Source organism: Streptomyces sp. NPDC005303, assembly GCF_040607335.1.
Taxonomy (GTDB): Bacteria; Actinomycetota; Actinomycetes; order Streptomycetales; family Streptomycetaceae; genus Streptomyces.
Genome location: NZ_JBEXGM010000039.1, coordinates 35212 through 56181, shown reverse-complemented (window position 1 = coordinate 56181; position 20970 = coordinate 35212). Strand labels below are relative to the sequence as shown.

Annotated in this window: 12 protein-coding genes; 10 read left to right on the top strand and 2 right to left on the bottom strand. The window is 69.0% G+C overall.

Annotated elements, in window-relative coordinates; genetic code table 11:
* Window positions 1–131: 131 nt before the first annotated feature.
* Together ABZT93_RS35265 and ABZT93_RS35260 are read right to left on the bottom strand one after the other, a co-directional pair.
* A complete protein-coding gene (locus ABZT93_RS35265) occupies window positions 132–5252 on the bottom strand; it encodes an amino acid adenylation domain-containing protein (protein ID WP_356112354.1) in 5121 nt (1706 codons plus the stop codon).
* Window positions 5253–5326: 74 nt separating this feature from the next.
* On the bottom strand, window positions 5327–8563 hold the full coding sequence (locus ABZT93_RS35260; protein ID WP_356112352.1) for an amino acid adenylation domain-containing protein: 3237 nt from the start codon (window positions 8561–8563) through the stop codon (window positions 5327–5329).
* 556 nt (window positions 8564–9119) lie between these two features.
* On the opposite strand from ABZT93_RS35260, the gene ABZT93_RS35255 reads away from it, so the two are divergent.
* From ABZT93_RS35255 to ABZT93_RS35210, 10 genes are all read left to right on the top strand, one after another.
* Window positions 9120–9626, top strand: a complete 507-nt coding sequence (locus tag ABZT93_RS35255) for a hypothetical protein (RefSeq protein WP_356112350.1) — start codon at window positions 9120–9122, stop codon at window positions 9624–9626.
* 240 nt (window positions 9627–9866) lie between these two features.
* Window positions 9867–11720 carry a non-ribosomal peptide synthetase gene (locus tag ABZT93_RS35250; RefSeq protein WP_356112374.1) on the top strand — a complete coding sequence of 618 codons (1854 nt, stop codon included), beginning with the start codon at window positions 9867–9869 and terminating at the stop codon, window positions 11718–11720.
* Window positions 11717–12643, top strand: a complete 927-nt coding sequence (locus tag ABZT93_RS35245) for a TauD/TfdA family dioxygenase (protein WP_356112348.1) — start codon at window positions 11717–11719, stop codon at window positions 12641–12643. Before ABZT93_RS35250 ends, ABZT93_RS35245 begins: the two co-directional genes overlap by 4 nt.
* A gap of 126 nt (window positions 12644–12769) precedes the next feature.
* On the top strand, window positions 12770–13129 hold the full coding sequence (locus ABZT93_RS35240; protein WP_356112372.1) for a helix-turn-helix domain-containing protein: 360 nt from the start codon (window positions 12770–12772) through the stop codon (window positions 13127–13129).
* A gap of 1302 nt (window positions 13130–14431) precedes the next feature.
* Entirely contained in the window at window positions 14432–15538 is a 1107-nt protein-coding gene (locus ABZT93_RS35235; RefSeq protein ID WP_356112346.1) for a branched-chain amino acid aminotransferase, read from the top strand.
* A gap of 213 nt (window positions 15539–15751) precedes the next feature.
* Window positions 15752–15970 carry an MbtH family NRPS accessory protein gene (locus ABZT93_RS35230; protein ID WP_356112344.1) on the top strand — a complete coding sequence of 73 codons (219 nt, stop codon included), beginning with the start codon at window positions 15752–15754 and terminating at the stop codon, window positions 15968–15970.
* Between the two features lie 58 nt (window positions 15971–16028).
* Entirely contained in the window at window positions 16029–17870 is a 1842-nt protein-coding gene (locus ABZT93_RS35225) for a non-ribosomal peptide synthetase (RefSeq protein WP_356112342.1), read from the top strand.
* A complete protein-coding gene (locus ABZT93_RS35220) occupies window positions 17854–19146 on the top strand; it encodes a cytochrome P450 (protein ID WP_356112340.1) in 1293 nt (430 codons plus the stop codon). The genes ABZT93_RS35225 and ABZT93_RS35220 overlap by 17 nt, the downstream gene beginning before the upstream one ends.
* Before the next feature lie 33 nt (window positions 19147–19179).
* Entirely contained in the window at window positions 19180–19929 is a 750-nt protein-coding gene (locus ABZT93_RS35215; protein ID WP_356112338.1) for a thioesterase domain-containing protein, read from the top strand.
* Window positions 19926–20687 (top strand): alpha/beta fold hydrolase, encoded by a 762-nt coding sequence (locus tag ABZT93_RS35210; RefSeq protein WP_356112336.1) that lies wholly within the window; start codon window positions 19926–19928, stop codon window positions 20685–20687. Before ABZT93_RS35215 ends, ABZT93_RS35210 begins: the two co-directional genes overlap by 4 nt.
* The last annotated feature ends 283 nt before the right edge of the window (window positions 20688–20970 follow it).

The following is a 20970-nucleotide window of genomic DNA, read 5'->3' as shown; positions in this document are numbered from 1 at the left end:
CAGCCCCGCCATGTCGGCCACCTGCCTGCTCACACGGCACCCGATCCGCTTCCGCAAGGACGAGACTGACGGACCGGCCCCCAGCTTCCGCTGGGGGCCGGTCCGTCAGTCTCGCGGAGCCTGCTGCCCGGTCACTCCCGCCGGGCGGCGTCGTTCAGCAGGGTCTGACGGCGTCGGACCACTGCCGGCTCCGCCGCACCCACCTGCCCGGTCCGCTCCACCTCGACGGCCAGTTCGGCGATCGTCGGCTGCTCGAAGAACCGCACCAGCGAGACCGCGACCCCGAGCGAGGAGCGGATCCGGCTCAGGATCTGGGTGGCCATCAGGGAGTGCCCGCCGATCCGGAAGAAATCCGCGTGTACGCTGATCCGCTCGCCCCCGAGGGTGCTCTGCCAGATCCCGGCGAGCGTCTCCTCGATGGGCGTGCGGGGCGCCGTGTACTCCTCCTCCGGCTCCGGCGCGGCAGGCAGCGCGCTGCGGTCGACTTTACCGTTGGGCAGCAGCGGGAAGGCGTTCAGCACCACCACCGCCGCGGGCACCATGAAGTCGGGCAGTGCGCGAGCGGTGTGCTCGCGCACTGCGGCGCCGTCCACCGCCGTCCCGGCCATCGGCACGGCGTACGCGACCAGCCGGTCGCCCCCCGCGGAGCCGCGCACCACGGCGACGGCGTGTGCCACCGCGGGGTGCGAGCCGACCGCCGACTCGACCTCGCCCAGCTCGATCCGCAGGCCGCGCAGCTTGACCTGGTCGTCGGCCCGGCCGACGAACAGCAGTTCGCCGTCCGGCGTCCAGCGCACCACGTCCCCGGTCCGGTACATCCGCTGGCCCGGCGCCCCGAACGGGCAGGGCACAAAGCGGTCGGCGGTCAGCGCGGGGCGGTGCAGGTAGCCGCGGGCCAGCCCGGTGCCGGCCAGGTAGGCCTGACCGGGCACGCCCGGGGGCACCGGCCGCAGTGCCTCGTCCAGCACGTACACCCGGGCGTCAAGGTTCGGTCCGCCCAGGGTGGGCACGCCGTCGCTGGAGAGCGGGCCGGTGGTGGTGGAGATGACCGTGGACTCGGTCGCACCGTAGATGTTGATCATTCTGCGCCCGGGCGACCAGCGGGCGACCAGGTCGCCGGGCAGCACCTCGCTGCCGCTGGCCAGGCCGACGAGCGCGGGCAGCTCAACCGGGGGCACAGTGGCCAGCCGGGTCGGCCCGATGAAGGCGTGGCTGATCCGCCGCTCGCGCAAGAAGTCCGCCAGCTCCTCGCCGGCCAGCGGGCCCGGCGGAGCCACCACCAGCGCCGCCCCGATCGGGAAGGCCATCAGCAGCTCCAGCACCCAGGCGTCGAAGCTCGGCGTGGACACCTGCAGCACTCGGGAGCCGGGTTTGATCTCCAGTCGTGCGGCCATCTGGTCGCTTAGCGCGAGCAGGCCGGTGTGCGGCATCACGGCGCCCTTGGGGACGCCGGTCGAGCCCGAGGTATAGATCGCGTAAGCGGGGCTGAGCGGGGTCGACCGGTCGGTGGAGATCGGATCGTTGTCCGACTGCCGGCCCAGCAGCTCCGCGGTGGCGGCCTCGTCCAGCACCAGCCGGGGAGTCCCGGTCTCTGGCAGCCCGGAGTCCGCGGTGGTCACCACCAGGGCCGGACGGGCGTCCGCCAGCATAAACCGGATCCGCTCGGCCGGGTAGCCGGGGTCGACCGGGATGAAGGCCGCCCCGGCCTTGGCCACCGCGAGCACCGCCACCACCAGCTCGACGCCGCGCGGCAGCGCCACGGCGACGAACTGCTCGGGGCCGACCCCGCGCCCGATCAGCAGTCGGGCCAGCCGGTCGGCCCGGGCGCCGAGCTCCCGGTACGTCAGCCGGGTGTCGCCGTACTCCAGGGCCGGCGCCTGCGGGTCCCGGGCGGCCGCGGCCTCGAAGAGCGCCGCCAGCGTCACCGCCGGGACGCCGTCGCCGGTGCTGTTCCAGTCCTCCAGGATCTGTCGGCGCTCGGCCGCCGGGAGCACTTCCAGCTCGGACAGCGGTCGGGACGGCTCCGCGACGGCGGACGCGAGCAGGGTGGTGAACCGCTCGGACAGCGCGGTGACGGTCCGCCGGTCGAACAGCGCCATGTTGTAGGTGACGTGCCCCCGCAGACCGGATGGGCCGCCGTCCGCGCCCTGCTGTTCGACCAGCGAGAAGTCCAGGTCGAAGGGGGAGACCGGCAGCTCGAACAGCACTGGCTCCACCCGCAGCCCGGCCAGCGCCGGGCTGGCCTCGGGCCTGCCCGCGACTGACAGCAGGACCTGGAACAGCGGGTTGCGGCCCGGCTGGCGGGCCGGGTTCAGGGCGGACACAAGCAGGTCGAAGGGGACGTCCTGGTTCGCGTAGGCGGCCAGGTCGGTCTCCCGCACCCGCTCCAGCAGCGTGGCGAAGGTCGGGTCGCCCGAGGTGTCGGTGCGCAGCACGACGGTGTTGATGAAGCAACCGACCAGCCGCTCCAGGGACTCCTCCGCACGGCCCGCGACCGCCGTGCCCAGCGGGATGTCCTCGCCCGCGCCCATCCGGGTCAGCAGTGCGGCCAGCGCGGCCTGCACCACCATGTGGACGCTGGCCCCGGCCGAGCCAGCCAGTTCACCGATCGCCCGATGCAGCGGCGCAGGGACGGCGAGCGGGACGGTGTCGCCCCGGTAATCGGCGGTGGCCGGGCGCACCCGGTCGGTCGGCAGGGGGAGTTCCTCGGGCAGCCCAGCCAGGCGCTCGGTCCAGTGCGCGAGCTGCCGGGCCAGCCCGCTGTCGCGGTCCGCTGCGGTGCCCAGCGCGTCCCGTTGCCACAGGGCGTAGTCCGGGTACTGAAGCGGCAGCGGTTCCCAGCGCGGGGCCGCCCCGGCCCGGCGGGCGGCGTAGGCGGTCGACAGGCCCTCGCAGAGCGGCTGCCAGGAGAGGCCGTCGCAGGCGATGTGATGGATCACGATCAGCAGCAAGTGGTCCTCGGGGCCGACCTCGAACAGGCAGGTACGCACCGGCGGTTCGCCGCCCAGGTCGAAGGGCCGGGCCGCGGCTGCGCGCAGCGCCTCGTCGAGATCCCCGGCCTTGACCGGGAGCACCGGCAGCGCGGGCTCGGACGGTTCCCGGACCACCTGGTACGGCTCGCCGTCCCGGAGCGGGAAAACCGTGCGCAGGCTCTCGTGCCGGGCCAGCACGTCGCCGAGCGCCGCGCGCAGCGCCGCCCGGTCCAGCGGCCCGGTCAGGCGCAGGACCAACGGCATGTGGTAGTAGGAGTGTTGGCCCTCGACCTGGTTGTTGAACCAGATGCCGCGCTGAGCGAGCGACAGCGGCAGCGTCGCCGGGCGCGCCACCGGCCCCGGCCCGGACGGCTGCGGCGTCGGTTCCGCGCCCTGTTCGGCGGCCAGCCGGTCGATCTCGGCGGCCAGCGCGCTCAGGGTCGGGGAGCGCAGCATCTGGCGGACCGACAGCTTGATGCTCCAGGCCCGGCGCACCCGGGCCACCACCTTGGTGGCCAGCAGCGAGTCGCCGCCGTTGCGGAAGAAGTCCTGCTCCCGGCCGGGCGTCCCGCCGCCGAGCACCTGGCTCCAGATCGCGGCCAGCCGCTGCTCGGTGCCGGTCCGCGGGGCCTCCGCCGGCGGGACCTGAGCCGGGGCCCCGGCGTCGTCCGTGGCCGCGGCGGAGGGCTCGTCCCGGTACTCCAGGGTGCCGTCGCGCAGCCGCCGGGCGGTGTGGCCGTTCGGTACGCCCGCCACCGTCACGGCGCCGAACGCGCCAACCGGGCGCGGCTGTCCGTACCGGTCGGTGAGCACCACACCGTCCTCCGGCACCCCGCCGACCCCGTCGCCTACCAGGGCCACGGCCCCGGTCCGGGCCCGCGGCCGCTCCAGGAACGCGGCCAGCAGCAGCCGGAAATGACCGGCCAGTTGTTCCACGGTCGCGCGGTCGAACAGGTCGGTGGCATACTCGAAACGGCAGTCGACCCGGTCCCGGTCGTACGTGACGACCAGCTCCAGGTCGAACTTGGCGGTGTCGTTGTCCAGGTCCACCAACTCGACCTCGCAGTCCGCGAGGGCCGGTCGCGGAGTGGCCTGGTTGACCGAGCACATGACCTGGAAGACCGGATTGGTGCCGGGGGTACGCTGGATCCCGAGCGCCTCGACGACCTGGTTGAACGGGACGTTCTGGTGGGACAGAGCCTCCACCGAGACGGTTCGGACCCGGTCCAGCAGCTCGGCCTGGGTGGGGTCGTCGGAGAGGTCGACCCGCAGGGCGACGGTGTTGGCGAAGAACCCGACCACCGCTTCCAGCTCGCGGCGGGCCCGGTTGGCCACCGGCACGCCGATCACCACGGTGTCCTCGCCGCCGTAGCGGTGCAGCAGTTGGGCGAGCACGGAGACCATGCCGGTGAACAGCGAAGCCCGGTCGCCGCCGTCCCACCGCCGCAGTGCCGCCTGGAGGTCGGCCGGCACCGCGACCGGCACCGAGGCCCCGCGCATGCTCGGTTCGACCGGGCGCGGCCGGTCCGTCGGCAGCGCGGCCTCCACGGGGACGCCCTTGAGCCGCTCGCGCCAGTAGCCGAGCTGCTGCTCGTACAGGTCCCGGACGTCGGGCTCGGCCTCCCAGGCGGTGTAGTCCGCGTACTGCAGCCCCGGCGGCGCCAGATCGGGCTCCAAGCCCCGTACTCGGGCCGAGTAGAGGGTACCCAGCTCGCGGAACAGGATGCCCTCGGACCAGCCGTCGGTGACGATGTGGTGGAGGTTGACCAGGGCGTGGCTGAGCTCGTCCCGCACCCGGATCAGCACCACGCGGAGCAGCGGTTCGCCGTCCAGCCGGAATGGCCCCTGGGCCGCCTCGGCGATCAGCTCCTCGGCCGCCCGGCCGCGCTCCTCCTCCGGCAGACCGCGCAGGTCGTGGCAGTTCCGAGTCACCCGCACGGACGGCGCGATCTCCTGGAACAGCTCATCGCCGGTGAAGCCGAAGGTGGTCCGCAGGGCCTCGTGCCGGGCGAGTAGCTCGTCGAAGGCCCACCACAGGGCGTCCTCGCGCAACGGGCCGGCGATCCGCAGTGCGAACGGCACGTTGTAGGAGGTGCTGGACTCGTTCAGGTGGTCGATGAACCAGAGCCGCCGTTGCGCCGCGGAGGCCGGGATCCGCCCCTCTCGGGGCCGGCTGCGCAGCCCCTCGGCGGGATCGGGCCCGCCGTCGGCGGAGAGGATCCTGCGCAGCAGGTCGCGCTTGAGTCCGGTCAGTCCCGCGCCGGTCTGCTCGGCAGGCATGTCGGTGTCCCCCCGTAGTCGAGAAGTGGTCGGACCGGCCGGCCCGGCAGGCCGGCGGTCGGGTGTGCCCGAGGTCAGGACAGCTGCCGCAGCAACTCCCCGGCCTCGGCCTCGGTCATCTCCTCCAGCCGTCGCACCAGCAGCTGCTCGACCTCGGCGCTCAGCTCGCGCAGCGTCGGCTTGCTGAAGACCGACATCAGCGGCAGGTCGATGCCGGCCCGCTGGCGCACCCGGGAGACGAACTGGGTGGCGACCAGAGAGTTCCCGCCCAGGGCGAAGAAGCCGTCCAGCGCCCCGATCCGGGCCAGGCCGAGCAGGTCGCACCAAATGGCGGCGACGAAGGCCTCGACTGGCCCATCGCAGGGGTCGTCGGGGACCTCCGCGTCGTCCAGCAGGCGCTCCGGGGGCGCCAGCGCGCCGCGGTCGGTCTTGCCGTTGGCGTTTACCTCGAAGCGGTCCTGGACGGTAACGAAGGAGGGCACCATGTAGTCCGGCAGCCACTGTCCGACGTGGGCGCGCATCTCCTCGGCGGAGGGCCGCTTCTCGGGCCGGAGCGGCGTCACGTACGCGACCAGGCGGCGAAGCCCGTTGTCGCCCTCGTGGACCAGGACGACCGCCTCCTTCACCAGTGGGTGGCGCTCCAGCACCGCCTCGACCTCGCCCAGTTCCACGCGCATGCCGCGGATCTTGACCTGGTGGTCGGTGCGCCCGACGAACTCTAGCCGCCCGTCCGGGCGCAGCAGGCCCTTGTCGCCGGTGTGGTAGAGCCGCTCGCCAACCGCGAAGGGGTGCGGGACGAAGGCGGCCGCCGTCCGGCCGGGGTCGCCGACGTAGCCGCGGGCCAGTCCGATCCCGCCGATGTACAGGTTGCCGACGACGCCGATTGGGACCGGCCGGAGCGAGGCGTCCAGCACGTGTACGGTGTTGTTGTCGAACGGCTTGCCCAGGCTGACCGGCCCCGGGCCGTCGAGGTCCGCGGCGGTGCAGGTGTGGTTGGTGGAATCGATGGACACCTCGGTGGCGCCCCAAGAGTTATGCAGCTCGCCGGGCATCAGCGCCCGGAAGCGCGCCAGGGTGCCGGGGGAGAGCGCCTCGCCGCTGGAGGTGGTGTTGCGCAGCAACTCCAGTCCGGCAGCGCCGCGCTGCTCCACCACGTCCAGTATTGAGTTGAGCATGCTGGGGACCACCTGGAGGTACACCGAGCGGTGCTGCACCAGGGCTTCGACGATGGCCTGCGGGTCGCGGTGCCGGTCGGGCGGCAGCACCGCGACCCGGCCTCCGACGGACAGCGGCCAGAAGATCTCCAGGGCGGAGTCGTCGAAGGTGAGCGTGGTCTTGTGCAGCACCGTCTCGCCCGTCTGCAGGGCGTGTTGGCGCTGCATCCAGGTCAGCCGGTTGACCCAGCCGCGGTGGCGGTTGGCCACGCCCTTGGGGGCGCCGGTGGAGCCGGAGGTGTAGTACACCGAGACCAGGTGCTCCGGGTGGGCCGCGGGGCGCGCCGGCCGGGCGGCGGGGCCGGGGCGGTCCGGGAGCGGGCCGATCAGCTCGACGCCCTCGATCGGCTCCAGCGGCACGCCACCGGTCAGCACCACCCGAGCCCGGGCGTCGCGCAGAATCCGTTCCAGCCGTCCGCGGGGCGCCGCGAGGTCGAGCGGCAGGTAGGCGCCGCCGGCCTTGAGGACGCCGAGCAGGGCCACCACCAGGGCCACCGAGCGCTCGATGAAAACGCCGACGCACTGGTCCGCCATGACCCCACGCCCGCGCAGGTGCTCGGCCAGCGCCGAGGCACGGCGGTCCAGTTCACGGTAGGTCAGCTCACCGTCCGCCGCGCTCACTGCGACGGCATCCGGGGTGCGGTCTGCCTGAGCCTCGACAAGCTCGTGCACGCAGAGCTCGGTCGGGAAGTCGGCCCCGGTGCGGTTCCAGCGGGAGATAAGCGTGTGTTCAGCGGGCGAGCACGACTCGTACGCTTCGAGCGGGCGCTCAGGGTCCGCCAGCAGCTCGTCCAGCAGCGTCCGGTAGTTCTCGGCGAGCCGGGCCACCGTGGTGCGGTCGAACAGCGCGGTGCCGAACTCGAACCGGCCGTCGAAGCCGCCCCGCGGCGAGCGGTCCAGATAGAGGCCGAGGTCGTAGCGGGCGGTCGCGGTACGCAGCTCGACCGGGCGGACGTCCAGGCCCTCGAGCTGCGGCCGGTGGTGCGCGTGGTTGTAGGCGAAGACGGTCTGCACCAGCGGAGCGTGACTCAGTTCGCCTTGCAGGCCGAGTCGTTGGACGATCCGGTCGAACGGTGACTCCTGGCGGGCGAAAGCCTCCAGGCAAGTCTCGCGCAGCACGCCCAGATAGTCTGCGAAGGTCTGTCCGGCGGTGTGGGTGCTGCGAATCGGAAGGATGTTGGCGAAGAATCCGAGGGCCTGCTCTAGGCCCGCGTCCGGCCGGTTCGCGACGGGGGTGCCGACCACGAGGGACTGCTGTCCCGAGTAGCGGTGCAACAGGAGGCCGAATGCCGCGAGCAGAACCATGTAGTGCGACACGTTGTACCGCTTTGCAACCTCGTTGAGGCATTGTGTGGACGAATCGGAGACTTTAAAGCGGACGTTGTCGCCGGTGAAGTCTTGGGTGGCCCCGCGCGGCCGGTCGACGGGCAGGCGGAGCAGGCGGGGAACGCCGGACAGGGCTGACTCCCAGTACGCCAACTGGGCCTCGGCGGTCTCGCCGGTGAGGCGTTCGCGCTGCCGCACCGAATATAGTGAATAACTGATGGGAAGCGGCTCAGAAACGGCTGGACGCCCTTTCCTGGCATTCGCGTAGGAGCGGCCGATTTCATCGATCATCAGCCGGGTAGAAAGGCCGTCCGTGATGATGTGGTGGAGGTTCAGGTACAGGATGTGGTGAGTGTCGGAGAGCTTCGCTAGGCGGATATCGAAAAGCCCCGGTCGGCTCAGATCGAACGGCTTCGAGGCCTCCTCGGAAAGCCGTCTGAGCGCTGCGTCGGCATCCGTTCCGAACTGCTCGACCGGGAGCTCGAAGGGGAGTTCATCGACGATCTGCTGGACTGGACGGTCGCCCCGGACAGCGAAGCCGGTCCGAAGCGGCTCGTGTCGCCTGACCAGCGCCCGGATCGCCTCGGTCAGCGCCGCAATGTCGAGTTCGCCGGTAATTCCGTAGGCCTTCGGCTCGTTGTACACCGGTACGTTCGGATGCAGCTGATGTAGGAACCAGAGTCGTTCCTGGGAGAGTGCGAGTGGGATTTCGTGGACGGTGGAGAGTTGCCCCTCTGCCGGAGTCCCGATCCCGGCCTCCTGGTTCGTCATCCGGCGGCCGACCTTTCGTTCTCGGGGCTCGCTCGAATTCCGGTGGAGTTCGGGCGACATCGATCCGTGATCGTGTGGTTTGGGGCAACTGAGCACTCCGGCGCAAACTATTGACTGACGCCCTGGTAAGTCAAGACCCTGGATCAATGCCCCCTAGGGCAGTTGGAGAGGTAAGGGAGTGATAGTGCCTGTTATGTCGCCGGTGCGGCTCCGGTGAACCGCCTCCCGGCCGGGCAGGGCGGCGGAGTGCCGGTCGGCCGACGGTGACATGAACGCCCGGGACAACGGCCAGGTCGACTGCTAGGCTCGGGTGATTGTGGGCTTGCCTATGATATGTCAGGACCGTTGCAGTGGCGGTATTTCCGCGATCGTCTCCTCGTGCGACCCTCGTCGGGGTCGCGGCCCGCACGGTGAACCGGAACTCTTTGTCCTGTCCTAAAAGCCACCATCGCAGAGGAGATCCCTTTGTCCAATGGCGGGTACTCGATCCGCGCCGATACGGCCGACGGCCCGAAGGGTCACCCCGCGCCGACTTCTACTGTGCTGGCGTAGCAGGGTGATCGAGCCGGTGCCGCGTTTGCCGGACGTGGTGTTCGCGACCAACGGCGCGACGGTGGTGGGCGGCAAGGTCCTCGGGGCCCGGTTCCGGCACATGGAGCGGACCGATAAAGGGCCGAACTACCTGGACTGGTTCGTCCAGCATGGCTCTCGGAAGGTGCTGTGGCTCGCGTTCGTCAGCGAGGGCGACGGCGACTGCCTGTCGGTGGAGCGCGTCTTGGCGAGTATTAGCATCCGCACTGACCCGCATTCGCATTGCGAGGCGCAGGAGTTCCTCGGGCTGCCGCTCCCCTCGCTGGGCCTAGCCAATCCCGACCATTACCACGTGAACACTGCATTGTCGATGCTGCATGACACCGAGATCGTGTACTTCCCGGAGGCCTTCACCCCGGGTGGCCGCTCGGTAGCGCGATCCACGCGGACGCCCAGAACGCTGCGGTGTTCGCCTCAAAGCCTTTACCGGTCGACTACAACGTGGTGTTGCCGGCAGCTGCAGTCGGCCTGATGAGCACCTCTGGGAGCGAGGCTTCAGTCCGGTCAGAGTGGACACCACCGACCTGCTCAAAGCCGGGGGTCTGAAGTGCTGCATCCTCGAAATGCGGCCCGAGTCGGGGCGCTGAACCGCTGGGTCGATCACAAACAGCCGAGTGACCGAATGGCCAAGTCAAGTCGCCGATCCCCCGTTTGGGAACGAACGGCCCGTCAGAACGTGCCGTGCGAGGAAGAGGAGTCTGCATTGCAAGCCGTGCACCACCAGAGCGCCCCACCGACCGCCACGGCGGAGCGGCTGGCCGAACTGTCCGCCGGTCCCGCCGTTCCGGCCGCCGAGCCGGTGTACCGGCGCTTCGCGCGCTGGGCCAAACGGGACGGCGAGCGGGCCGCCCTGCTGACTGGGATCGGCGACCTCAACTACTCGGAACTCGACGATTGGGCAGGTGAGTTGGCTGGCCGACTGCACTCGATCGGTGCCCGGCCGGAGCAGCGGGTCGCGATCTGCCTCCCTCGCTCGCCCGCCCTGGTCGCCGCCGTGCTCTCGGTGCTACGGGCCGGCGCTGCCTTCGTGCCGGTGGACCCGCAATGGCCGAAGCGGCGGATCTGGGACGTGATCGCGGACGCAGCCCCCTGCGGCGTGATCGCCGACGCCAGGACCGCTGGATTCTTCGATGGCCTGGCGATCCCCGTATTGGACGTGGACCACAGGGGCGGCCGTGCGTTGGAGCCGGCCCCGGTCCGTCCGGACCACCTAGCCTACGTGCTCTACACCTCCGGCTCCACCGGCCGACCGAAGGGTGTGCTGATCGAGCAGCAGGCGCTCGCCAACTACGTCGACTTCGCCGCCCGCAGCTACCTGACCGGCGAGCCCGAGGGCTCAGCGCTGCACACCCCGCTCACCTTCGACCTGACGCTCACCAGCCTGCTTGCTCCGCTGGTCACCGGCGCCGCCGTCCGGATCGTCCCGGACGGCCAGGGCGTCGACGAACTGGCCGAACTGCTGCGCCAAGGCGTGCGGCTTGACCTGCTCAAGCTCACCCCGGCACATCTGCAGATGCTGGAGCAGGCCCTCCCGCTGTCCTTTCACACGCCCAAGGTGGGCACCTTCGTGGTCGGCGGGGAGGCACTGTCGACCGAGATCGTGCGCCCGTGGCTGGAGCAAATGCCGGAGCTGCGCGTGGTCAACGAGTACGGTCCGACCGAGACCACGGTCGGCTCCTCGGTCGCCTTCGTGTCCGACATGCTCCCCGCCGGACCGGCCGTGCCGATCGGCTGGCCGATCGCCAATCTCCGCCAGTACGTGCTGGATCCGGAGCTGCGGATCGCCGGAGTGGGCATCACCGGAGAGATCCACATCGGGGGAACGGGCGTGTCACGCGGGTACGCTGGGCTGCCCGGACTGACGGCCGAGCGCTTCGTCCCCGACCCGTTCGGGCCGCCGGGCAGTCGACTTTACCGGACCGGCGACGCGGGCCGGTACCTGGAGGACGGCTCAGTGGAGTTCGTCGGCCGGCTGGACGACGAGGCGAAGGTGAACGGCTATCGGGTCAGCCCGGCGGAGATTGAAGCGATGCTGCACCAGCACGAGCAGGTGGCTGCCGCGGTCGCCGTGGTCCGGGACATCGGGGAAACCCGTCGGATCATCGTCTATGTGACAGGTCGGCCCGGGACGGAGCCGGATCCGGAGGCGATCCGGTCCTGGACCTGCTCGGTGTTGCCCTCCTACCTGGTGCCCTCGGCGGTGGTGTCCATGGACGCCCTGCCGATGACCGCCAACGGCAAGGTAGACCGCTCCAGGCTGCCGGACGTCCCTGTCGAGGGCGCCGGGCCGAGCGCCCCGCCCGTCACCCCGCTGCAGGAGGCGCTGGCCGGGATCTGGCAGGAGGTGCTCGGCCTGCGCGAGGTCGGCATCGACGACCACTTCCTAGACGTCGGCGGCGATTCGGTCGCCAACCTGCTGGTGGCTGGCCGTGCGGCCAAGCTGGGCATCCGGCTGGAGAGCCGGATGCTGCTCGACCACCCGACCATCCGCTCCCTGTGCGTCGCCCTTGAGGCCGGGCCCGAGTCGGAGTTTGGGCAGTCCCCGCAGGCGGTGAGCGTACGATGACCCTCCCGTACCTGATCAAGCCGAATCGGATGCCGTCCCTACTGGTCGACCACGCCCGGGGGCACCGCGAAGAGACGCGGAAGCTAGTCCGCACCTACGGTGCCGTGCTGTTCCGTGGCTTCGAACTGCAGGGCGTCGAAGATTTCGAGGAGACCGTCCGCCTTCTGGCTGGCCCGCCGCTGTCCTACCACGAGAAGTCGTCCCCGCGCAGCCGGATCCAGGGCGGGGTCTACACCTCGACCGAGCACCCGTCCCGGGAGGAGATTTTCTTCCACAACGAGAACTCGTACCAGGCCTCCTGGCCGATGACCCTGTTCTTCTACTGCGTCCAGCCGCCCCGCGATCGCGGGGCGACCCCGCTCGCCGACTGCCGGGAAATCCTCCGGCTGCTCGACTCGGGGGTACTGACGGAGTTCACCCGCCGGCGCTGGATGCTGGTCCGCAACTTCGGCCCGGGCTTCGGCCTACCCTGGCAGGACGTCTTCGAGACGACCAGCCGCGACGAGGCGACGGCCTACTGCGCGGCCAACGGGATCGAGGCCGAATGGCTCGGCGGTGGCACCCTGCGCACCCGGGTGGTCCGTGACGCGGTCCGGACCCACCCGGACACCGGCGAGTCCGTCTGGTTCAACCATGCGGCCATGTTCCACCTTTCCACCCTGTCACCCGATGTCCGCGTCGGCCTCGAAGCCTTGTTCGCCTCCGAGGAACTGCCCAACAACACCTACTTCGGCGACGGCGGCCCGATCCCGGACGAAGTGATGGCGCACGTGCGGGACTGCTATCGCCAGGCCTCGACCCGATTCGACTACCGGGAGGGCGACGTGGTCATGCTCGACAACATGCTGACTGCCCACGCCCGCGAGCCCTTCACTCCGCCCCGCAAGGTCGCCGTCGCTATGGCCGAATCGGTGGCTGGCTAGTGTCCTGAGTCTTGGGAGTTCCGTAGAAGTATCCTGGGCTCATGGCGCGCACGAGTCCTGCCGACGGTCAAAGTGGTCCTGACGGATGACGAGCGTGAGGCGTTGCTGCGCTGGTCGCGGCGGGCGATGTCCGCGCAGGCCCTTGCGCTGCGGCGCCGGATCGTCCTCGCGTGTGTTGACGGGCTGTCGAACACCCAGGTGGGCTCCGACCTCGGGGTCCACCCGACTACGGTGGCCACGTGGCGCAAGCGGTTCGCGGCCAACCGGCTTGAGGGCCTGGCCGATGAGAAGCGGCCGGGGTTCGCGGGATCGGTGACGGACGAGCAGGTCAAGGACGTGATCGTGTGGACGCGGAAGACGCAGAAGGGCGCCTCTCACTGGTCCACCCGGAAGATGTCGAAGCAGAGCGGTTTGAGCCAGTGGACCATCATGCGGATCTGCCGCGCCTTCAGCTCAAGCCGCCACCGGTCGACTCTTTCAAGCTGAGCAAGGACCCGCAGTTCATCGAGAAGGTTCGCGATGCCGTAGGCCTCTACCTTGATCCGCCCGAGCGTGCCATCGTGCTCTGCGTCGACGAGAAGTCGCAGATCGTGTGCCACGAATGCTGAAGGAGGCGTTGGTGTAACAGCCTCTGGAAGCGGTGCTGTGCAGGAGATGGAGGTAAGTCCTCCGGGGTCGCCGTGCAGGGGGACACCCCAAACGGGACAACCACCGGAAGAGTGGACACCATTTCATCCTGTTATGCGGCGAGTTTGGGCGCACTCGATTGCCTCTCATAGGCGACCGGGATGAGCTGTCCGCCGGCGGAGTTCTGGCGCCACGGGTTGTATCGGGCGAGCCAGCGTACGACCGTCCGTCGGTAGATGTCCGCTCAGGCGAGGCGGCGGGAGCCCTTGAGGATCTCCCGTTTCAAGGAGGCGTGGAAGGACTCGCAGGCGGCGTTGTCCTCGCTCGTGCGAACCCACGCCTATGGGCTGGGTCTCCCAACTCGTCGCACACGGATCGGCGAATTGACTCGATACGTAATGACCGGGTTCAACCAGTCGTAGCAACAATCCTGATCAGAGAGCTGTGTTGTGGGGCGACCAGCGGGTTGAATGGCAGAGCTGACGCGGCGGTCACCAATCAGGTCGTCGGGGCGGCCTTCGACTCGGCGTGAGGTCGAGCGGCTGTCATGGGGCGAGGTCGCCAAAGCTCTGGCCGGTGAGGATGCGGCGGTCGCTGTCGGAGCTGCGCCAGCGTGGGAAGCGCTGGTGGGAAACACGCCACCCACACCGCTGGATCCTCCGGGCCACACCCGAGACGATCACCCAACTCGAAGAACACCCCGCCAAGACACGAGGACGCACGTCCAGAGCCCACCCTCGCTTCGTCGAGCTCGATGACGACACACCGCTGCAGTCTGCTTGACACATCGAAAACTCCGCGCAGTGGATCAGAGACGTCACGTTCGACGAATCGCCCGCACCTGCGCACCCACGCCCCCCGTCGTGGCCACGTTGGGCGACATCGTCCGCGGCACCCGCTGCGCCGCTGGCTTCACCAAGGCCGCCAGTGCCCGACGCACTCACACGGACCCCAACCGCATCCGCACCCCTCACGGCATTCCATGGTGAAACCAAACATACCGGGAACACTCCGGGGCTGTGATCAGCCTTCTTCATCGGACCCGCCTCCGCCTGTCGTCCTTTTATGTGACGCTCCGGCGCCGACCTGCCGCAGGTAGTTTCGGAGCCACATCAGAGGTCTTCTCGTCCCAAGTTCAGCCAGGAAGTAGGTGGTCAGCCGGTGGACTTCGAGATCCGCACCAGTGACCGGCCCGTGCCGGACGGGGAGCGCGAGGCGGCCCTCAACTCACCCGGTTTCGGCCGGACGTTCACCGACCACATGGTGACCGTGCGCTGGGATGAGGAGCACGGCTGGCACGACGGGCGACTCGAACCGTACGGCCCGATCAGTCTCGACCCCTCCGCTTCTGTGTTCCACTACGGTCAGGAGTGCTTCGAGGGCATGAAGGCATATCGGCAGGACGGTGGCGGCATTGCGCTGTTTCGGCCGTGGGTCAACGCAGCCCGGTTCAACCGCTCCGCCGATCGCCTCGCGATGCCTACCATCGCCGAGGAGACTTTTCTGCAGGCTCTTGAGCTGCTGGTCACACAAGACGCCGCCTGGGTCCCCTTCGGGGAGAGTGAGAGCCTCTACCTGCGCCCCCTGATGATCGCCACCCAGCACGAGCTGGGGTTCACGCTCCCCTCGCACAGCTACCTGTTCGTGGTGTTCGCCTCACCTGCCGCCGCCTACTTCGGCGCCGGCGAACGGCTGCGGCCGTTGACGGTGTGGCTGTCGGAGGAGTACACCCGGGCGGCGCCCGGCGGCACCGGCGCCGCCAAAGTCGGCGGCAACTACGCAGCCGCATTCGCAGCTCAGCGCCAGGCCGTGGCCGAGGGCTGCGACCAAGTGGTGTGGCTGGACTCGACGGAGCACACCTGGGTGGAGGAAATGGGCGGCATGAACGTCTTCTTCGTCCTTCGCGAAAAGGGCGGGAGCAGACCGCGGATCGTCACGCCCCCGCTTACGGACACACTGCTGCCTGGCGTGACCCGCGACTCCCTGCTCCGCTTGGCCCCGGAACTCGACCTGGAAGTCGAAGAACGGCCTATTTCCGTGCCGCAGTGGGAGGAGCTGTGCGCGTCAGGGAGGATGACCGAGGCGTTCGCCTGCGGGACGGCGGCCGTCATCGCCCCGATCGGTCGGATCAAGGGAGCCGGAGGCAAGGGGTGGACCATCGGGGACGGAGGGCCGGGACCTGTCACCCGACGGCTGCGCGAGGAACTGCTCGGCATCCAGTACGGGCGACTGCCGGACCCCAGAGCCTGGGTGCACAAGGTGGGATGAGGCTGTGCTCCGGACCGGATGTCCTCCTTTCAAGTGACACCACGTGAGAGTGCCGTACGGGTAGCGTCAGCTCGACGTCTAACAGTAATTTGGCGACTGGTGTGCGCAGTTCGTCGGCTTTCCCGGCAGCGAGGGCGCCCTCGCTGAATCCACGGTGCGGCATTCCGGCCCGGCCCGCTCCACTTTCAGCCGTCCATTCAAGGAGCCCATGAAATGAATCCCTTTGACGATTCCAACGGGACCTTCGCCGTCCTCGTCAATGCCGAGGAACAGCACTCGCTGTGGCCAGTCAAACTGGACATTCCGGCTGGCTGGGCGTCCGTCCACGAAGGCACCCGGCAGTCCTGCCTGGACTACATCGACGAGAACTGGACCGACCTCCGCCCCCTCAGCGTGCGGCAGGCCCCCGCGGTGGTCTCCGCTTCCCGTTGAGTCAGCCCGGCATCGGTGACGCAGAGCCGAGTAGAGAATCACAAGGTAGGGAGCAGTGATGGGCAGCCTTCAGTCAGCTCGCTCGCCGCGCTGTGTGCACGACATGGTCGCAGAGCAAGCCGCGCGAACCCCCGAGGCGACCGCGATCAGCCACAACAACCGCAGCCTCAGCTACCGGCAGCTCGACGCCGACGCCGATGCCCTGGCCCGGCGGCTACGCGCGGGCGGGGTCGGCGGCGGCAGCGTCGTCGCCGTCATGCTCGACCGTTCTATGGACCTGATGATCGTCCTGACCGCAATACTCAAGGCGGGCGGCGCTTACCTGTACCTCGACCCGGCCGAGCCAGCCGAGCAGCGCGCGCGCATCCTCGACGACGCGCGGGCCCGCTTCGCCGTAGTCGACTCCAGCACCGCAGCGCTGGCCCACGGCATCGAGCACGTGCTCTCGATCGACGAACCTGCCGAGCCGGCCGCTTCCGCGCCCGGACTGCTGCCCGCCGCCGAGATCGGACCGGACAGCCCCGCCTACGTCTGCTACACCTCTGGATCCACTGGCGTGCCCAAGGGAGTCGTGGTCCCGCACCGCGCGATCTTCCGGCTCGTCGACACACCAGACTGGATCGACGTACGCCCCGACGACGTCTTCCTGCAGATCACCCGCGTCGGCTTCGACGTGTCGACCTTCGAGATCTGGACCGCGCTCGTCAAGGGCTGCCGACTCGCCCTCGCCCCGTCCGGCCGGGCGGACCTGGACGAGATCGTCAAGACCATCCACGACGAGAACGTCACCATCCTGTGGCTGACCTCGGGTCTCTTCCACAAGCTGGTCGCCCACCACCTCGACGGCCTGGGCACCGTACGCCACCTCCTCGCGGGCGGCGACGTCCTCTCCCCGGACCACGTCCGCCGGGTCCTGGCCGCGCATCCGCACCTCACGTTCACCAATGGGTACGGTCCTACCGAGAACACCACGTTCACCACCTGTTGGACGACCCGAACCAGCAGCGACGAGAAGCGCGTTCCGATCGGCACTGCCATTCACGGCACCGCCGCCGCCATCCTCGACGAAGCGATGCGCCCCGTGCCGCCGGGCGAATGGGGCGAGCTGTGGGTCGGCGGCGAAGGCGTGGCCATCGGCTACCTCAACAAGCCGGGCGCCACTGCCGAGAAATTCGTCGCCGACATCTACGGTCCCCAACCCGGCCGTCGCATGTACCGCACCGGTGACATCGTGCGCGAACTGCCCGATGGCAACATGGACTTCCTGTGCCGCGCCGACCGCCAGGTGAAGATTCGCGGCTATCGGGTCGAACCCAGCACCGTCGAGACGGAACTCCTCAAGGATCCCAGGGTCGAGGAGGCGGCCGCTCTCACCCACACCGACGGGGCCGGCGACACTCGGCTGGTCGCATACGTCGCCGTGGGCGGAATGACCGCTGAGGAGTCCGTGGCGTTCGGCGCGAGCCTCCGCGAGAAGCTATCGGCGGTCTTGCCCGCCCACCTCGTTCCCTGGGCAATCCTCGCTTTGCCGGAGATCCCGCTCAACGCGAACGGCAAGGTCGACCGAAGCGCCCTGCCCTCGGCCAAGATCCCACGCAACGTGTGGAACGAGTACGTCGAGCCGGCCGACGACCTGGAGCGCCGTCTGGCCGAGAGCTGGAGCGACGCCCTCGACGTGGAGCCCATTGGCTCCACCGATAACTTCTTCGAGCTGGGCGGGCACTCACTGATGGCCGCCGAGCTGCTCGCCGCCTTGCAGCGCGACTTCAACGTCGACCTGCCGGCACGGACGCTGTACCTGCGCCCGACGATCGCGGACCTCGCCGAAGGACTGCGGCAGAGCGAGGGGTTGGGCTCACCCGAGTCACCACAGGAGGCCGAGGATGCTACCGCTCGATGAATCACCCGCCGGGGTCTCTGCCGCGGCCCGAGAGCGTCCCGTAGTACCTGCCCAGCCCGCTCCCGGCTGCCCGGTCGGCAAGGCTGCCATGGGCCTGGCCGAACCCATGCTCTACAGCCACGGCGACTTCCATACGCTGTGGCGCGAACTTCGCGAGAAGGACCACCTCACCTGGCAGCAGGCGGACGAGAACAACGGCTTCTGGTCGGTAGCCAATTACGACGACGCCGACCAGGTGCTCCGCGACTCCCACACGTTTACGTCCGAGCGCGGCACGCTGCTGAACATTCTCGGTGTGGAGGACCCGGCGGGCGGCCGGCAGATCGCGGCCACCGACCCGCCCCGACACACGATCATGCGCGCCCGGCTCCAGAAAGCCATGGCCATCAAGGCCATCGAGCGCCAGGATCAGATGATTCGCGAGTTCGTCCTGGAGATCCTGCGACCTCTTGAGGACGGCGGACCGTTCGACTTCGCCGAAGCCATGCTGGCCTTGCCGGTCGCCGTGAGCGGTACGTCCATGGGGCTGCCCCGGGATGACTGGCCCTGGCTGGCCAAGCTGCTCAATTCCTCTATAGCCGCCGAGGACCCCGAGTACCAGCTGCCCGGCGGCACTCAGGCGACCCTCGACAACGCACACCGCGAGCTGTTCGCCTACTTCCAGGACATCTATGGCGAGCGCCGCCGCAACCTGGGCGACGACCTCATCAGCGTTTTGATCACAACGGAGGTGGACGGTCGGCGCATGACGCCCGGCGAGGTGATGTCCAACTGCTACAGCGTGCTCCTCGGCGCCGTGGTCACCACCCCGCACTCGCCGAACTACATGATGGCCGAGCACATGGAGGATGGGCTGCTCGACACCTGGGCGTCTGATCTCAGCGTGACGCCCACCGCCGTGGAGGAAGCCCTCCGCATGGCCTCCCCGGTCAGCCACTTTATGCGGTACGCCGTTAACGACACCGTGATCCGCGGTACCCGCATCAAGGCAGGCGACGCCGTGGTGGTCTGGCTGGGCTCCGCCAACCGGGACCGCGAGGTGTTCCCGGACCCCGACACCTTCGTCCTACGTCGCAAGCCGAACAAGCACGTGGCGTTCGGTATCGGCCCGCACTACTGCGTCGGCCACACCGTGGCCAGGGTCACTCTGAGGATCCTCTTCACCGAACTACTCAACCGTTTCACGGACTTCGCGTACGCAGGGGAGAAGTCCCGGCTCCGGTCGAACTTCATCTCCGGGTACAAGCATCTGCCGATCACCGGCCGACTGCGCTGATCTCCCTCCTTCTGGACCCCTGGAGACCCGCTGATGAACCACCGCCCATCCGGCCGAAACCCGTGGCTGCCGCACCGTCCATCGGCCGACGCCGCAGCGCGGGTGTTCCTCATCCCGTATTCGGGATGCGGTGCCAGCATGTACCGCCAGTGGCCCCGCCAGTGGAACGGGGTGGACTTCATCCCGGTGGAACTCCCGGGCCACGAAAGGCGGATTTCCGAGCCCAACTTCACCACCTATCAGGAGCTCGCCCGGGCCATGGTCCCCGGTCTGGAGGAACACCTGGACGTGCCGTTCGCCTTCTTCGGCCACTGCGGTTCCGCGCTCGCCGCCTACGAGGTGTCCTGCGAGCTGGCCCGGACGGCCAAGCCCGCCGCGGCACAGCTCTACGTTTCCTCCCAGGTGGCCCCGCAGGACGGACCTGCCGGGCGCTTCCTGTCGATGAACGACACGGAACTGGGAGCCGAACTCGAAGGGCTGATGCGGCGGCTCGGCGGCAGCCCCAGCCCGGACCTTCTCTCGTTCTACCTGGAGATTCTGCGCGCCGACGTCGATACCAACAAGCGGTACATCATGCCGGATCCCTTTCGGCTGCCTGGCCGGATCACCGCCATCGGCTGGACCGAGGACGACGAGATACCCTACGCCGAAATGACCGGCTGGAAGGAGTGCGGCGAGGTTACCTCCGTGCTGTTCGAAGGCCACCACCACACGTTCATGGAGGCCCCCGAGAGCCTCCTCGATCTGATGTCAGCCAACCTACTGACTGCGGTCGGCCGATGACCGGGACCACGACGCCGGGGGTGAACATCGACCGCCGTTGGTTCAAGCGGTTCGGTCGCACCGATTCTGCCAAGGTGCGTCTGTTCTGCTTCCACTTCGCGGGCGGCAACAGCTCGATGTTCCGCCAGCTGCCTCAGAAACTGCCGTGGTACATCGAGCCGATAGCGGTGCAACTGCCAGGTCGCACTGACCGGTTCACCGAAGCGCCGTACGAGCACATGGATCCTCTGATCGACGAACTGATCGGGGTCATGGAGCCCCTCCTCGACAGACCGTTCGCCCTCTACGGCGTCAGCATGGGGGCCAGGGTCTCCTGGGCGTTGGCCCATGCCCTGCGCGAACGGGGGTTGCCGAGGCCGCGCTCGCTGTTCGTGGCGGCCAGCGTGGCGCCTTCATGCGACAACGGCGAGTGGGAATGGGAGGGCTTGGAGGACGGACTCGAAGGGTACGTGCGCGACATGGGAGGCACGCCCGTCAAGGTCCTGGAACAACCCGAGTTGCTCGCCGGGTTGCTGCCGACGTTGCGAGCCGATCTGACCGTGCTCAGTACCCACGACTTCCACCCCGTCACGCCACTGGACATCCCCGTCCACGCCTTCGCGGGCACCGAGGACCCCGAGGCGCATCCCGAGCGGATGACGGACTGGTCCCGGGAGACACATGACCAGTTCACCCTGACGCCGATCCCGGGTGGCCACTTCTTCGACGACCAAGGCGAGCAGCAGGTGGTCAGTGTGATCGTCGACCGGCTCAGGTGAACTGCACAGGTCGATTTCCGTTCCCGCATGGCCCGTGCAATGCGTCCGCGATTCACGAGGCGTGGAGCATCCAGTTTCACTCCGCCGTGTGAATTCTGTTGATCGTTTTGGGCTGGGCTATAGGGAATCTCGGAGTGTGGGCAGCATGGGTGCTCGGTGGCCGTCCGGTGCGGGTTCTCCGATTTTTGTCCTGGTCGCGGGCGGGCGGTCCGGGCTGTTGGTTCAGGTGGCCATGCCCTGGTCGGTGGCGTTCCACAGGTCGGCGAAGTCGTTTGCCCAGCAG